Raw genomic sequence first — 16,591 nt, forward strand, 5'->3', positions numbered from 1 at the left:
GTTTCTTTCATTTATTGCGGGAGCGTTAATCGCGCCCGTTGGGCGCTCACATCTTCCAGTATTATTCTTTGCCCTGGTGGAACTCGAATTTGTCTGAGTTGAAGAGTAACCATAGAATGTTAGTTGTTAAATAATTTCAATTTTTACTCAAATTTGAGATGAGCGATCGCATTAATTCTCTCCTCCTCTGTGTCCTCTGCGCCTCTGCGGTTAGTCATTCTAAATTTATAACTTCTTGCGGCAACTCAAAAAACCCATCTTCCCCAGCTTCAAAATCAATCACCTGATACACAGCATCAATATTTAACTCACCATAAATATGAGGAAATAATTCACCTATTTCAGCAGGTTCATAGCGAATTTCAGCTTGGATTTGAGCAGAATCAATAAAAAGTATTACCAATTCTTTTTGATTATCAAAAAATGTATTTGCAACTTTGAGTATTTGCGCTGATTTTGAACAATGTATAAAACCTTCAATGTCTAAGGAATCAGCGCGATATGTTCCGATATTTTTTGCTTGTTCCCATTGTTGACGTTTAGCAATGTGGAGAATGGTGTTCATAGAAAATCTAGGAATTTCTGCGGATTGTAATATTTTCAGGAAATCTTTTAAATTTGTAAAATCTTTAATTACTTTTGTTGCGCCTACATTTGTTAATTTATTATCACCTATTCCAATAAAAGCAATACTCAACCGATGGGCTGCTTTTACATCCCAAACACCATCACCGACAAAAACAACTTTTTGAAATTTTTCAACTTGATAAAGATTCTCCGCTTTAATAATAGCTGTCTTAAGAATATCTTCTCGTGAAAGTGCATCATTAGCTGAAGCCAACAGAATGCTTTCCATTTGGAACTTAGCTTTTTGAAGTTTTAGTTTAGCAGATTCACGCCAACCACCAGTTGCGATCGCAACACACCAATCAGAATCTAGGTGTAATTTAGCTAATACATTTGCAGAACCAGGAATTTCGCTGAATAAATCTTGGTTGTTAATAAATGCTTCCTGGAGTAAACTAACAAAACGTGCTTTGATTCTGACTAACTCTTCATCTGAAGGAAGACGTTCTAATTTTTCTTTGAAAATTTGCTGAGTAATTCCAGAATCTGTAGTGTATGAGTATTCAGACCAATTTGTATTTATACCAAAAATGCCAAACTCCAATGCAAAAGCGCGTACAAAACAATCTTCATCAATTTTATAGGTATTTGTTAGTGTACCATCAATATCAAAAATTACTAACTGCATACAAGCGATCGCTCTACAATATTATTCTTTAAAATATCACGTCCAGATGCAGAGTTTTTCTTTGCACCTCCGCATGAGATTATCATTTTATAAATTCGGCGGAATACAAACATCTGGCGCACACAACCCAATAAACTCTAGCGTTGTCACCTCAAAAGTATCCAAATCTACGCGGCGGATGGCGTGGTTATTAGTGTCAGCAATATATAAATATGAACTTATAGCACTAAGTCCCGAAGGTTCAAAAAAGCGGCTATTCTTACCTTGACCATTTTGTAAACCAGCAGAACCATCTCCCAGAACTGTTTGACAATTCCCACTGGAACTAACTAATTTAATTTTATGGTTATAGGTATCTGCTACCCACAGAAAATTCTCGGCGTATTCTACTCCCAAACAATGTTGTAAACGCACATCTTCACCTTGTCCATCTACATCACCAAAACCAAATAAACCCCCACTACCGCAAACAGTTCGCACTTGGTACGGTTCGACAATTCCCACACCACGAATTGAACTAACTTCACTGTCAGCAATATATAATTCTTGCCCATTATTAGTAATACCACTAGGTTGAGCAAAGGCAGATTCAATAAGTGAACCATCAATACACGCTTCTGCACCAGTACCAGCATAAGTTTTGATGATGCCAGTTTCTAAGTCCATTTGCCAAATTTGATGCGGTCCAGCCATTCCAATAAACAGGGTATTTCCCACTTTCACTAAATCCCAAGGGGAATTCAGCGCGGTTTCTAAACCAGCACCGCCATGAGGACGGATATTGCGACTTTGTTCACCAGTTCCCGCGATCGCTTCTACTACTTGGCGCTTCAAATCAACTCGCCGCAGGGTATGATTGTCTGTATCAGCAACATAAAGAATCTGATTTTCGGCATCATAAGCCATTCCCTGCGGTGCAAAAAATTGCGCTTCGTTAAAAGCACCATCGGTTAAGCCGGATTTTCCAGTACCAATTAAATGTAGAATTTCTCCGTCGAAGCTACTCATAACTAGGCGGTGATGTCCAGAATCAGCAATGAATAAACCCGTTGGAGTAGCTAAAACTTTACCAGGAAAAGCTAGGCGTGAAATTAATGGTTGGCGCTGTTTTTCTAAAGTCAAGCTGATTTCTTGAAAATTAATTGTGCCTTTCTCTCGGTGTTGCTGAATTAACTTTTGAATCAACTCGTCTAAAGTGTCACGGTTTCCTTCACCAGAAATCTGGCCAATCACGTAACCTTCTGGATCAATAATTATTAACGTCGGCCAAGCACGCACAGCATACTCTTCCCAAATCCGAAAACCGCTATCAACTACAACTGGATGTTCAATGTCGTAGCGCAAGATAGCTTGGCGAATATTTTCTGTTTCCTTTTCGTTGTCAAATTTGGCAGAATGTACGCCGATAATGGTAAGACTATCTTTATATTTTTGTTCTAAATATTTCAGGTTTGGCAGAATATGCAGACAATTGATACAGCAGTATGTCCAAAAGTCTAAAATTACGACTCTACCTTTGAATTGTTTGAGAGACAAGGGTTTATCGGTATTGAACCAAGAGTAATTTTGCGGTAATTCTGGTGCTCTAACACGGGGAATCATAGATAATTCGTAATTCGTAATGACGCTCGTTCGTCTTTGGCGTCTCCCCTTGGGAGAAGACTCGCTAACGCTACGCTAACGTAATTTGTAATTAAGACGCACAAAAGAAGCTTTGATATGGGCGGTTTTCTATCGCTTATCTTCAAGGCTGATTGATTTAAATGATCCAATAAGGGGATTTTTTCAGTTTCCAAAACTGTAACGTTAGCAGTTATCAATTGCCTAAGTATCATATTGGAAATGCCCAAAAATTTTTGCTCCAGTTATGTCTTACTATTATTTGGCAAGTTTGAAAGTTAATTTTGGTAAAACCTTACCACAGATGCTATCTGCTTTATGTTTGTTGAGTTTGGTAGGTTGTCAAGCGGCTCAAAGCAGAGTTGAGCCAAATACATCATTTCAATCTCAAACACTTGTGGTTTCTGGGCGAGGGATGGTGGATATTCCCAAAACAAATGCGCGAGTCAGTTTAGGCGTTCAGGTGCAGGGTGAAACTTCTGGATTTGTCCAACAGGAACTTGCTAAACGATCGCAAGCAGTTGTTAACTTGTTAAAAGCGCGTCAAGATGTCAGTAAATTAGAAACCACCAGTATCAGTCTAAATCCCCGCTACAGCCAAAAAGATGGTAACCAAATAATTGGCTATTATGCAACTAATCTTGTCCGCTTCCAAATTTCCCCAGAAAAAATTGGTACGTTGTTGGATGAAGCGATTAAAACAGGAGCTACACGAATTGATGGTGTAACATTCGTAGCATCTGATGAGGCGATCGCTGCTGCACAAAAACAGGCGATCGATGCAGCCTCAAAAGATGCTCGCTCTCAAGTCGATGCAGGTCTTAGTGCTTTGCAACTCAAGCAACAGCAAATTGTTAGCATTCAAATTAACGGCGCTCGTCCACCTATACCAGAAATGACTGACTTAATACAGAGAGCGGCTCCAATGAATTTAGCCAACACGGCTGTTGTTGCTGGAGAACAAAGAATAGAAGCTTTTGTAACGTTGCAAGTTCGCTATCAATCCGCTCAACAGTAACCGCTTTATTAAACTAGAAATGGTTTTAGCGGATACTACTTTTGAAAAGACTTGATAGATTAATTACCACAGAGTTATCAGCTTGGGTGCAACAAGCGAAAGCCCAAGCTGAACACGGAAAAGTTATCGATCGCATTCCCCAATTAGCTTTAGCTTATCCTGGTTGGTTTGCAGTTCACATCTGCTGTAAATCTGGTAAAACCATCAGTTTTGGGGATACAGCTTGTGTTTTCTCGCTAATGAGCGTGATTAAGCCATTTTCTCTACTTTATCTGCTAGAACATCTAGGCACAGAAACAGTTTTTGGATGGGTTGGGGTGGAACCATCGGATGCACCCTTCAATTCTTTAGAACAATTAGTTAGCGATCGCGGACGCCCCCGCAACCCGATGATTAATAGTGGCGCAATTACCCTGTCTGATAAATTACCAGGCAAGGACGCTAATCAACGCACTTTTTTATTTTGTCAATGGCTCAACCAATTAGCAGGTTGCCAATTAAGGTTAGATCAGGTAATGCTGGCTTCAGTGCGATTAACACGCTCAACAGCTAATCAAGCGATCGCTAATTATCTCGCCCAAGCCGGTCATCTGAAAAATATTGAAACAGCCCTTGACACCTACGAGCAAATATGCTGTCTATCTGGGCAAGTTGAAGATTTAGCCTTGTTAGGAAAACTCCTAGCTTGTGAAAATGGCTTTTTGTTAGCACAAAATCGCCAGATTGTCAACGCTGTGATGTTAACTTGTGGACTCTATGAAGCTTCTGCCCAGTTTGCAGTTAGAGTTGGTCTACCGATGAAATCAGGGATTGGTGGTGGACTTGTAGCAATAGTACCAAGTGAGGGAGCGATCGCTTGTTACAGTCCTGGGTTGGATAATATCGGAAATCCTGTAGGAGCGATCGCATTTGTTGAGACTTTAGCGCAAGAGTTGCAGTTGAGCGTCTTTAGTTAATTCTGGTTTTTCGCGATCGGGATCTGTTGTTTTCGGTAACGGCGTTGATTCAGGAGTTGGCGTAATTATTTCTGATTCTGGAGACTGAATAATCTCTGGCAGCGTCGGTGGCAAACTCGGAGATGGTGCAACTGGTGTCTGAGGAGTGGGGACTTTACCCGCCCGACGGTTAAAAAATCCACCTAATCTAGGTTTTGTTGACTGAGGTATAACTTTTTCAGGTAACGGCGTTGATTCAGGAGTTGGGGTCACTGTTGGCTGTGGTTCTGCTATCGGAGACTGAATAATCTCTGGCAGTGTCGGTGGCAAAGTGGGAGATGGTACAGCCGTTGGAACTTCCAATTTTGGTTTTTCTGGCTGTGTTTGGGATTCTTTTGGAATTTCAGTTTCAGGAATCGGCTCTTTTTCTACCTTCGGTTGGATTTCGGGTGTTTTTTCAACAGACGGCGTGGGTGTAGGTGTGAATTTATAATTCTGATCTACAACGGGGCGCACCTCATCTGCTGTAAGTTCTCCTCTGAGAATTCTCGACAAAGTATCTTTACCCTTTGGCTGGTAGTCAATCAGTCTGACTGTGGTATTAAAGGCATTTTTGAAAGGATTTCCTTGATTATCGAGAAATTCCAGCTTTACCCAGTTTTGTCCGGGACGGAAGCCTTTGAGATAAACTGCTTGCCAGCGATCGAAAATAAAGCTTTCACCATTAATTGTAGAGCGGATGCGCCAATCACTGAATTTGTCGTCGGTATTTTCCTTGCCGACGAGGTGCAGGGGCGCGTTAGTTAGGTAAAAGTCCAGTAAGATTGGTTCTGCTCCGTAGCTGCCTTGAGGATGGCTATAAGTTAGCAGGGGTAATTTGGGATCTGGGTTGTTGTCGTCGGTTTTGGTGAAGACGTGAAATGTTGTCTGGGCATAAGCGCCTTCATTTTTGAAGCTTTCATCCCAAGGACGGGAGGCAAAGACGCGCAGGGTATGAGTACCTGGAGACAAGTCTGGCAAAACCAAGGGCTGATTCAGGTCGTAAACAGGTATATAAGGTTGATTATCCAGAATTACCTGGAGATGGGGACCCAGTTGTAATTGTGGGTCTTTAAATATTGGTAGATCCTTAACCTGAAAACTGGCTGTGACTTTGTTGCCTGGGAAAACTTCATCAGGTTGTGGAGTAACAATTGTCACTTGTGGCTGATAAGCTTCCAAAATTGTCCGCAGTTCTTGGATTACAGATGGTGGGGAGATTTCCGAAAATTGCTTTGAAATTTGAGAAATCTTGGGAGAGTTTTCGCTATGGCCAGTAGATACTTCCTGGCTATCGGCTTTCTCGCCACAACTAGTCAAGCTTAATACGAGCATTAATATCATTACCCACTTGAGAATCGGAAACCTCTCAGGGAGAAGCTTCTCTAACACCCTTTTCTGCCACGAGTTCATGTGTTGCACCCAGTAATCGTCTTCGACAATTGACTAGATTATTTTGGCTCAAACTGTCCATAGGGAACCATAGCCCAAAAGGTGAAATCTGCCTCACGTCCCATAAGTTTTTCTGTCTATTTCAGGAAATTTTAAAATAAGTCATACTTATTACAACTTTTTACTTATAACAATTGAAATATGACACAAATATTCACGGGTAATACCAGTAAAAGCTAGAACATCGCTTACATACAGCCAAATCATAAGTTTTAAGAATTGTTATCCTTTGTAAATAAAATGGAAAATCTATTGACTTTTGGACAAATAGTTTTAAGTTAAAAGCCAGATTAGGCAGCAATTCCAGCCAAATTTGAGCAAGTTTGAATTATTGTTAAAATATCTCCAACAATGTACAAGTGAAGACTCTATAATTCAACGAGAAACAACTATCCACATCGGGTCTTGATCGCGGCTTCAGCAAAATTCTGGAGTATGCGGTAATGGTTCATTTTGTGGTATTAATGATTCCTCATTCCTGATCAAGAGAGGAGGTCGAATGACAATAAGTCCTCCGGAGCGAGAGGAAAAAAAGGCAAGAGTAATCGTCGATAACGACCCCGTACCTACCTCATTTGAGAGATGGGCACAACCTGGGCATTATGACAAAACCTTAGCCAGAGGTCCCAAAACCACCGCATGGATTTGGAACCTGCACGCACTCGCCCATGATTTTGATACACATACAAGCGATTTAGAAGATATCTCCCGGAAGATATTCTCAGCCCACTTCGGTCACTTAGCTGTAGTGATGATTTGGTTGAGCGGGATGATTTTCCACGGGGCAAAGTTTTCTAACTACGAAGCTTGGTTAAGCGACCCGTTGAACGTTAAGCCTAGTGCCCAGGTCGTTTGGCCTATTGTGGGACAAGACATTTTAAACGGTGATGTTGGTGGTGGATTCCACGGGATTCAAATCACCTCAGGTCTGTTCCAGGTATGGCGTGGCTGGGGGATTACAAACTCCTTCCAGCTTTACGTAACTGCGATCGGTGGCTTGGTATTAGCAGGCTTATTCCTATTTGCCGGCTGGTTCCACTACCACAAACGCGCTCCCAAACTGGAATGGTTCCAGAATGTGGAGTCGATGCTGAATCACCACTTGCAAGTATTGCTAGGTTGTGGTTCCTTGGGATGGGCAGGTCACTTAATCCACGTATCCGCACCGACCAACAAGCTTTTGGATGCAGGCGTTGCTCTCAAAGACATACCCTTGCCCCACGAGTTCATCTTGAACAAAGACTTGTTGACCGAACTGTACCCTGGCTTTGCTGCTGGTTTAGCACCTTTCTTCACCTTGAACTGGGGTCAGTATGCTGACTTCCTGACCTTCAAGGGCGGTCTGAACCCGGTAACAGGCGGCTTGTGGTTGACTGATATTTCCCATCACCATTTAGCGATCGCAGTTCTGTTTATCGTTGCTGGTCATCAGTACCGTACCAACTGGGGTATTGGTCACAGCATTAAAGAGATCCTCGAAAACCATAAAGGTCCTTTCACCGGTGAAGGTCACAAAGGTCTCTACGAAAACCTGACCACATCTTGGCACGCTCAGTTGGCTACTAACCTGGCCTTCTTGGGTTCGCTGACGATCATCATCGCGCATCACATGTACGCGATGCCCCCCTATCCATATTTGGCAACTGACTACGCTACGCAGTTGTGCATCTTCACCCACCACATGTGGATTGGTGCATTCTGTATAGTCGGTGGTGCGGCTCACGCTGCCATATTCATGATCCGGGATTACGATCCGGTTGTAAACCAAAACAACTTACTTGATCGCGTACTTCGTCACCGCGATGCGATTATTTCTCACCTGAATTGGGTGTGTATTTTCCTTGGCTTCCATAGCTTTGGACTATATATACACAACGACACAATGCGTGCATTGGGCCGTCCCCAAGACATGTTCTCTGATACGGCAATTCAGTTGCAGCCAGTGTTTGCCCAGTGGGTACAAAACATCCATACCTTAGCTCCTGGTGGCACTGCTCCCAATGCCCTAGAACCCGTTAGTTATGCTTTCGGCGGTGGGATTTTGGCAGTAGGCGGTAAAGTAGCGATGATGCCCATTGCTTTGGGTACGGCGGATTTCTTAATCCACCATATTCACGCATTCCAAATACACGTTACTGTCCTAATTCTGCTCAAAGGTGTGCTATACGCCCGTAGCTCTCGTCTGATTCCAGACAAGGCAAACCTGGGCTTCCGCTTCCCCTGCGACGGTCCTGGTCGTGGCGGTACCTGTCAAGTGTCTGGTTGGGATCATGTGTTCCTCGGACTTTTCTGGATGTACAACACAATATCGATCGCAATTTTCCACTTCAGCTGGAAGATGCAATCAGATGTTTGGGGAACAGTAGATTCCGCCGGAAATGTGACTCACATCACTGGTGGTAACTTTGCCCAAAGCGCCATCACCATCAACGGTTGGTTGCGAGACTTCTTGTGGGCACAAGCTACACAAGTCATCAATTCCTATGGCAGTGCGCTATCTGCCTATGGTCTACTCTTCTTAGGCGCTCACTTTGTCTGGGCATTCAGCTTGATGTTCCTGTTCAGTGGTCGCGGCTACTGGCAAGAACTGATTGAGTCCATTGTTTGGGCACATAACAAACTGAAAGTAGCACCAGCAATTCAGCCTCGCGCTCTGAGCATTATTCAGGGTCGGGCTGTAGGGGTAGCTCACTACCTCTTGGGAGGAATTGCCACAACTTGGGCGTTCTTCCATGCACATATCCTTTCAGTAGGGTAGAAATCAGCTTCCTAAAAGTTAGGAGTTAGGAGTTAGGAGTTAGGGGTTAAGAATAAAAATTTAAAACTCATAACTTTCAACTTATAACTCCTAACTATCCCAGCTGGTACTTGATGGCTAAAGGTCAGAGGATTTGTTTAACCTATGGCGACAAAATTTCCCAAATTTAGCCAGGATCTCGCACAGGACCCGACGACTCGTCGGATATGGTATGCGATCGCTACAGGCAACGATTTTGAAACCCATGATGGCATGACGGAAGAAAATCTTTACCAAAAGATTTTCGCAACTCACTTCGGTCACTTGGCAATCATCTTCCTGTGGGCATCCAGCCTCCTGTTCCACGTAGCCTGGCAAGGTAACTTTGAACAGTGGATTAAAGATCCCCTTCATATCCGTCCCATCGCCCATGCGATTTGGGACCCCCACTTCGGTAAACCAGCGATCGAAGCTTTTACCCAAGCTGGCGCTAGCAATCCGGTAAACATTACCTACTCTGGTCTCTACCATTGGTGGTATACCATCGGAATGCGGACGAACGGTGAACTGTACAACGGTTCAGTGTTCTTGCTGTTATTCGCAGCTGTATTCTTGTTTGCTGGCTGGCTGCACTTGCAACCCAAGTACCGTCCAAGCTTGGCATGGTTTAAGAGCGCTGAACATCGCCTAAACCACCACCTAGCAGGTTTGTTTGGTGTTAGTTCTTTAGCTTGGGCAGGTCACTTAATTCACGTTGCTATCCCCGAAGCTCGCGGACAGCACGTAGGTTGGGATAACTTCCTAAGTACCCCACCCCACCCAGCCGGTTTGACACCATTCTTTACAGGCAACTGGGCTGTTTACGCTCAAAACCCAGACACTCCTGGACATATCTTCAGCACATCCGAAGGTGCAGGAACTGCAATTCTGACTTTCTTGGGTGGCTTCCATCCTCAGACAGAAGCTTTGTGGCTGACTGACATAGCTCATCACCACCTAGCGATCGCAGTTATCTTCATCATTGCTGGTCACCAATACCGGACTAACTTCGGAATTGGTCACAGCATCAAAGACATGCTGAACTCCAAAGCTGGGTTAGTTCCCGGTACTAAGAGTGAAGGTCAGTTTAACCTGCCTCACCAAGGGTTGTACGACACCTACAACAACTCCCTGCACTTCCAGTTGGGTATTCACCTAGCTGCTCTGGGAACCATCACCTCTCTGGTAGCGCAGCACATGTACGCCATGCCTTCCTACGCATTTATTGCGAAGGACTACACAACTCAGGCAGCGTTGTACACGCATCACCAGTATATTGCTGGATTCCTGATACTTGGTGCTTTTGCTCACGGAGCAATATTCTGGGTACGTGATTACGACCCAGAACAAAATAAGGGCAACGTGCTTGAGCGCGTACTTCAGCACAAAGAAGCGATTATTTCCCACCTTAGCTGGGTATCCCTTTTCTTGGGCTTCCACACCCTGAGTTTATATGTCCACAACGACGTAGTGGTTGCTTTCGGCACTCCTGAAAAGCAAATCCTAATTGAGCCAGTGTTTGCTCAATTCGTCCAAGCTGCTAACGGTAAAGTACTGTACGGTTTAGACACCTTGCTATCTAACCCAGATAGTATTGCTTACACAGCATGGCCCAACTACGCTAACGTTTGGTTGCCAGGCTGGTTAGATGCCATCAATGCTGGTACTAACTCCCTGTTCTTGACAATTGGCCCTGGTGACTTCTTGGTACACCATGCGATCGCTTTAGGTCTGCACACCACCACCTTGATCTTGGTCAAAGGTGCTTTGGATGCCCGTGGTTCTAAGCTGATGCCCGATAAAAAGGACTTCGGCTATGCCTTCCCTTGCGATGGTCCCGGTCGTGGCGGTACTTGCGACATCTCAGCATGGGATTCCTTCTACCTCGCTACATTCTGGATGCTCAATACCCTTGGTTGGGTTACTTTCTACTGGCATTGGAAGCATCTAGGTATTTGGCAAGGCAACGTAGCTCAGTTCAATGAGAACTCTACATATCTCATGGGCTGGTTCCGCGATTACCTCTGGGCTAACTCTGCTCAGTTGATTAACGGTTACAACCCCTACGGTGTGAATAACCTGTCTGTCTGGGCTTGGATGTTCTTGTTTGGACACCTAGTTTGGGCTACTGGTTTCATGTTCTTAATCTCCTGGAGAGGTTACTGGCAAGAGTTGATTGAAACCCTTGTTTGGGCACACGAACGCACTCCTCTAGCTAACCTAGTTCGCTGGAAAGATAAGCCCGTGGCTCTGTCCATTGTTCAAGGTCGTGTAGTTGGTCTAGCTCACTTCACTGTTGGCTACATCGTGACTTACGCCGCCTTCTTGATTGCTTCTACTGCTGGTAAGTTCGGTTAACTCGGCTGCTAGTTTTGTAGATAAGTAATAAAAATCCCCTGCCGCAAGGTGGGGGATTTTTATTACTAAGTCTCATAAATGACTACACACAACATTTGGTCTAGTTCGTTACATTAATAAAAGAAGATACGAGCTTTGTATAAACATTATGACTATGCAGCCTGAAAGTACATCATTAGGAGATTTGTTTTGCCGTCGAATTCCTTTTAAAGTACCAAAATATCAAAGAGCTTTTGATTGGGAGCAAGAAGAAATTGATGATTTTATTAAAGATTTACTGGTGCTATATAATGCAAGAAAAATTAATCCTAGTCAGCCAAGAAAACATTTCTTTGGTGGCTTAGTAAGCATAAAACAGCATATACCCAACAGTTATACAGGAAATCTTTATGATTTGGTTGATGGCCAGCAAAGGCTAGCAACTTTCACAATGACAATTGCTTCCCTTGTTAAGGCATTCGAGTCACTTGCTAATGAAGCTAAAGTTGAAAAAGATACAGAAATCTCGCAAGCAGCTCAATCTTATGCGAGTACAACAAGAGATGAATATTTAGAATACAAAGAAGTAATAAATAACCAATTACAGCCGCGTCTTCGCCTTACTCTCTCAAAAGCCGATAATGTCTTTTTTGAAGACTTGATAAATGGTCGCAGTCCTAAAGGCTCACGAGATTCTCATAAAAAATTGCAATTTGCATGGGATTCTATTAGAACAAATCTTATTGCTAAAATCCTGAATGATATTAGTAAATCTAGCGTCTCTGATAAACTTAATTCTCTTCTACAATTACGAAAATCTGTTATAGAGGACTGTTATGTAATTTATATCGTTAGTGAGGATAGAAGTGAAGCTTACAGGTTATTTGCCGTACTAAATGATAGAGGCAGAGAGTTGAGTGATGGAAATAAGCTTCGTTCAGATACTCTTGAATTACTAGAAAAACACGAGAGAGAACAAATACTTGCAGAAGATAACTGGGACACAATACTTAGCTATCCAGCAACATAAGTGGAGCAATTCTTTAGAAATTACTATGCATCTCATCAGGGTAAGGGTGCAGCCAAGAGAAATTTAGCAGATACATTTCGAGATGATATATTTAAGTTTCCACCCGGAATTCTTTTAGAGATTGCTGAAACTGAAGAAGCTAAAAAACTATCTGATACTATTTGTGATATAAAAAATGAGCAACAAGTTTTTATAGAAATATCAGAACGGCGGTGGCCTTATCGAGATGCGACTGCCTCTGATTGGCAACAGGAAAGACTACAACGGTTAATAAAAGTATTAAGGCATACACTTTGTATACCACTTTTACTTAGTGGATACCATTGTCTTTCGGAAAGGGAATTTATAGAAATTATAGACATTCTAGAACGCTTTGCTTTTCGCTACATTACTATTGTAGGAGGGCACGCTGAAAAAATATCTACAATATATTATGACCATGCAAAGTTGATTAGACAAGCACCGCAAGAATATAAAATTCCTACCTTAAGAAATGAATTAAAAGCAGTACAGGAAAAGTATGCTCCTGATGAAACTTTTGAATCTCTATTAATACAAAAATTAAGTTATCAAGATAATTCTTCCAAAAAGATAATTATTAGACACTTTTTAACTACATTAGAGGATCATTTTGAATGGTACTCTAATGGTGCTAATGGTAAAGCAAAACCAAATGAAATAAGTATTTTTGATCTAAGCAAAGTTACCATAGAGCATATATATCCGCACAATGCTAGCAGTGCTTCGGTAATGGAAGACCTTGAATTGTTGAAGAATGACATTGGGAATCTATCTTTTTGGCCGGGACGTAACAATAATAGTGCAGGTAATAAGTCATTTGCTGAGAAGAAAAGTCTTTACGAACAGTCAAATGTAACACTCAATCGAGAACTAGCAAAATTTCCGGACTGGGATGAGCAAAACTTCCAACAAAGAAGAAATAAATTACTAAAGATGGCGAAAAAGATTTTTACTGTTTAAATATGAGTCAGCTAGCATACATCAGCTATTTAAGTTTTTAGGACATTGCCCAGAATGATAAAGCCTTAACTTTCTTGAATAACAAGGAAATCTTCTATACACGCTTCGAGGCGGAGAACCTATCATAGCGTTTCCAAACTTTAAAACTTGCATAATGTAAAGCTTGTTATGAAGCTAGTGAAAACCGCGATCGCCTAAAATTAATCTTTAGTTGTCAGCAGTCAAAATATGGAAGAACTGCAAATCTCAGAAATAGAAGCTACCTTTACAGCGCTTGTTAAGCAATGGCGTCAGACAATTTTGGATTTTGGATTTTAGATTTTAGATTGACCCCATGCCGGTAGGCAAAGAGGCTACTAATTATTCATCACTGCATCCAATAGCACATTGGCATCAAAGCGCACGACATCGGTGCAAGGTAGCCCAGTTTCTGCTATTATTTGAGCGATCGCATCCTCAGCCGCAGATTCATCTAGATGGGCTGTGTTAAGTGCTATACCTACTACAGAAACACTTGCAAAGGCACCACCAGCACTAGCGACAGTTTCATAAAGCCGGATTACCTCTGGTAAAGGTGGAATTAGTACATGAGGATGATTACGTATATGAACTTGTCCCGCCCGATGTACCAACACCAGTTGGCTTGGTTGCGAACCACGAATTAGGGGTAAAGTTGCTGTTGAACCAGGGTGTAGCAGTGAACCTTGTCCTTCAATGTGCAAGATGTCGTAGTTTTTACCATAGCGCATGACTATTTGTTCCACAGCACCGGCGGCAAAGTCTACTCGCACAGCATCTAAAGCCACGCCGTCCCCTTCTAACATCACCCCAGTTTGACCGGTGGCGAGGAATTTAGAACGCCAGCCCCGTAATTTTGATGCCCAATGTAACTCTAGGCTAGTTGACATTTTACCGATCGCCATATCGGTTCCTACTGTCAACACCCGCCGACAGGGAAGGGTGCGTGCTATTCCACTAGCAATACTTATATTAGCTGGCTCTTTCCGTACATCCCAAATCAATTGTCCTGGTTTGAGTAGTGCATTTAACTCCGGGATGTTTGCCATTGGTGTATGTAAACCATTCACCAGCGACATCCCAGCTTCTAGAGCGTCTTTGATTTCATGCCAGTAATCATCTGGTATGACACCACCTGCTGGGGCAATGCCAATTACCAAAACTTCCGGCTTGTATTCCAAGGCTGCGGCTACCGATGCCACAATTGGCACATCACGCTTGATGCCTGTTAATTCTGGTAGGGATTTGCCAGCAGACTCGCGATCGATTACGGCTACGATTGGGGCTTCACTATAACGTAAAATTGCTAGCCCGGTTTTGCCGTGAGACCCGCTAATCTGCTCATGAAGTAAGATAGCTACTCGTTGATTAAGTGGTAGACGCACTCTGTTGTACTCCCAAACCTGGTAAATCGTTTGGCAAAACTCTCCCTTGTTTTAGCAATGCACCCGTAAAGGGATCATCAATTAAGTTAAGGTGACTGTCTAAATCTAAATAATCAGCTAGTGGTGCTAGCTGTAATGCTGCTGTATTAGCTAGCGAACTGTCAGAATAGCAACCGAACATTACTTGTAACTGATATGCTCGTGCTGTATGTACCATTCGCATTGCCTCCGTTAGTCCCCCAGATTTCATTAGTTTGATATTAATACCATCCACATAATTTGCCAAATGGGGAATATCGGAACTTGTGAAACAACTTTCATCGACAAAGATCGGCATGGGAGAGGCTTCTTTGAGTTTTGCTAAACTTGGTTCCTGCCCCCGTGGCAATGGCTGTTCTACATACTTTATACCTAAATCAGCCAGCCAATTGCACATAGCGATCGCATCTGATAAACTCCAACCCCCATTGGCATCAACAAATAATTCTGGTAATGGTGCTTCTTCTCGCACTGCTAATAGCATTTTTTTATCTGCATCTATGCCATCGGGACTACCTAACTTCACCTTGAAAAGGCAGACATCGGTAAATTGTAACCAGTCTCGCGCTCTTGCCCTGGCAGCTTCAGGCGAATTAATCCCAATTGTGACAGAAGTCGGGACTATTTGATTGCGATCGAGTCCCCAAATTTGCCACAAGGGTAATCCGACGCGCTTACCGAGCCAGTCGTGCATTGCTATATCCAAGGCAGCTCTTGCAGCAGAAGGAATCTGGTTTTGTGTTAAAACTTGCTCAATTTGTTGTCGTTGTAAGGGGCTGAATCTTTGCAACAGTGGCACCACTTGCTCTAAAGCATCTTTGATTTTATCAGTTGATTGCCGATGATTACCCACACCGAATGGCGATGCTTCCCCCCAGCCTTCGATGCCATCGTATGACATCCGCACCCATACATTCGTTGTCTGTGCCGTTGTACCGCGACTAATGGTCAACGGAAATCTCTTGTTGACTGTAAATAAGTTTACATTTATTTGCATATTTATTCCGCATATTATGTTATGACAAAAGTCAGTGTAAGTTCAAAATTTAGATTATCGGACGTATCCGTTATACTTTTTTACATTCACTGCTTGATTCCTAAACTTTTTATCCAAAATTTTATTTGTTACTTAATTTATGACCAAGTTAAAAAAATGGAAAACTTTAAAATCAAAAATGGTCTTAGATCATTACTGGTGTAAGATCAGGCAAGATGAAATAGAACTGCCCAATGGTCAAATTATCGATGATTATTTTGTCAGCATTAAGCCTGACGTTGCAATGGTTTTACCTATAACTAGTAGTAGAGAAGTTATTTTTGTCCGGCAATATAGACACGCTGTAGGTGAATTTTTCTTAGAACTGCCAGCAGGTAATTTTGATCCCATAAAAGAGAGTGCAGAAGTAGCAGCAATTAGAGAACTGACCGAAGAAACTGGTTATATTCCCCAAGAATTTAGAAAAATCGGAACTCTATACGATAAGCCGAGTAAAGATACCAATCAAATACATTTATTTTTAGCAGAGAATGTGAGCAAAGTTGGAGAGCAACAACTAGATATTACAGAAGAGATTGAAGTTGTATTAATTCCCCTAAAATCAGTTTTAGAGAAAATTATTCAGAGAGAAATTTCTGTTGCGGGAACTGTAGCAGCTCTCTTGTTAGGTTTAAATTTTATAACTTATCAATAATTTAAGGGCTAATTC

General features: G+C 42.4%; 12 protein-coding genes and 1 pseudogene. 7 read left to right on the top strand and 6 right to left on the bottom strand.

The genetic code is table 11. From position 1 onward, the window contains the following. Window positions 1–214: 214 nt before the first annotated feature. The 3 genes and pseudogenes from HWQ38_RS37410 to HWQ38_RS37420 all read right to left on the bottom strand — a co-directional run bounded on the left by HWQ38_RS37410 (window position 215) and on the right by HWQ38_RS37420 (window position 2,857). Complete coding sequence (locus HWQ38_RS37410) at window positions 215–565, bottom strand: DUF952 domain-containing protein (RefSeq protein WP_292804746.1); 351 nt, start codon at window positions 563–565, stop codon at window positions 215–217. A gap of 123 nt (window positions 566–688) precedes the next feature. After that, window positions 689–1,255, bottom strand: a pseudogene (locus tag HWQ38_RS37415) (HAD family hydrolase); the annotation flags it as partial. Between the two features lie 87 nt (window positions 1,256–1,342). Beyond that, window positions 1,343–2,857: a thioredoxin-like domain-containing protein gene (locus HWQ38_RS37420; protein WP_292804640.1), complete on the bottom strand. Its 1,515-nt coding sequence runs from the start codon at window positions 2,855–2,857 to the stop codon at window positions 1,343–1,345. 265 nt (window positions 2,858–3,122) lie between these two features. Here HWQ38_RS37420 and HWQ38_RS37425 point away from each other — a divergent pair, with 265 nt between their 5' ends. Next, complete coding sequence (locus HWQ38_RS37425) at window positions 3,123–3,893, top strand: SIMPL domain-containing protein (RefSeq protein ID WP_292804643.1); 771 nt, start codon at window positions 3,123–3,125, stop codon at window positions 3,891–3,893. 41 nt (window positions 3,894–3,934) lie between these two features. Beyond that, window positions 3,935–4,849, top strand: a complete 915-nt coding sequence (gene glsA / locus HWQ38_RS37430; protein WP_292804646.1) for a glutaminase A — start codon at window positions 3,935–3,937, stop codon at window positions 4,847–4,849. On the opposite strand, the gene HWQ38_RS37435 is transcribed toward glsA, so the two are convergent. Next, complete coding sequence (locus tag HWQ38_RS37435) at window positions 4,814–6,280, bottom strand: hypothetical protein (protein ID WP_292804649.1); 1,467 nt, start codon at window positions 6,278–6,280, stop codon at window positions 4,814–4,816. The two genes, glsA and HWQ38_RS37435, sit on opposite strands and share 36 nt — an antisense overlap. Before the next feature lie 538 nt (window positions 6,281–6,818). On the opposite strand from HWQ38_RS37435, the gene psaA reads away from it, so the two are divergent. From psaA to HWQ38_RS37455, 4 genes are all read left to right on the top strand, one after another. Then, complete coding sequence (psaA, locus tag HWQ38_RS37440; protein WP_292804652.1) at window positions 6,819–9,077, top strand: photosystem I core protein PsaA; 2,259 nt, start codon at window positions 6,819–6,821, stop codon at window positions 9,075–9,077. Between the two features lie 144 nt (window positions 9,078–9,221). Then, complete coding sequence (gene psaB, locus HWQ38_RS37445) at window positions 9,222–11,453, top strand: photosystem I core protein PsaB (protein WP_292804654.1); 2,232 nt, start codon at window positions 9,222–9,224, stop codon at window positions 11,451–11,453. A gap of 148 nt (window positions 11,454–11,601) precedes the next feature. Then, window positions 11,602–12,462 (top strand): DUF262 domain-containing protein, encoded by an 861-nt coding sequence (locus HWQ38_RS37450; protein ID WP_292804657.1) that lies wholly within the window; start codon window positions 11,602–11,604, stop codon window positions 12,460–12,462. After that, entirely contained in the window at window positions 12,463–13,443 is a 981-nt protein-coding gene (locus tag HWQ38_RS37455) for an HNH endonuclease family protein (RefSeq protein WP_292804660.1), read from the top strand. A gap of 356 nt (window positions 13,444–13,799) precedes the next feature. Here HWQ38_RS37455 and HWQ38_RS37460 read toward each other — a convergent pair whose 3' ends face one another. Then, window positions 13,800–14,846: a DUF1611 domain-containing protein gene (locus tag HWQ38_RS37460; protein ID WP_292804662.1), complete on the bottom strand. Its 1,047-nt coding sequence runs from the start codon at window positions 14,844–14,846 to the stop codon at window positions 13,800–13,802. Beyond that, window positions 14,830–15,882 (bottom strand): dipeptide epimerase, encoded by a 1,053-nt coding sequence (locus HWQ38_RS37465; protein WP_292804664.1) that lies wholly within the window; start codon window positions 15,880–15,882, stop codon window positions 14,830–14,832. The genes HWQ38_RS37460 and HWQ38_RS37465 overlap by 17 nt, the downstream gene beginning before the upstream one ends. 139 nt (window positions 15,883–16,021) lie before the next feature. Here HWQ38_RS37465 and HWQ38_RS37470 point away from each other — a divergent pair, with 139 nt between their 5' ends. Continuing rightward, window positions 16,022–16,576 (top strand): NUDIX hydrolase, encoded by a 555-nt coding sequence (locus tag HWQ38_RS37470; RefSeq protein ID WP_292804667.1) that lies wholly within the window; start codon window positions 16,022–16,024, stop codon window positions 16,574–16,576. The last annotated feature ends 15 nt before the right edge of the window (window positions 16,577–16,591 follow it).

This window comes from Nostoc sp. NMS7, assembly GCF_017115085.1.
Taxonomy (GTDB): domain Bacteria; phylum Cyanobacteriota; class Cyanobacteriia; order Cyanobacteriales; family Nostocaceae; genus Nostoc.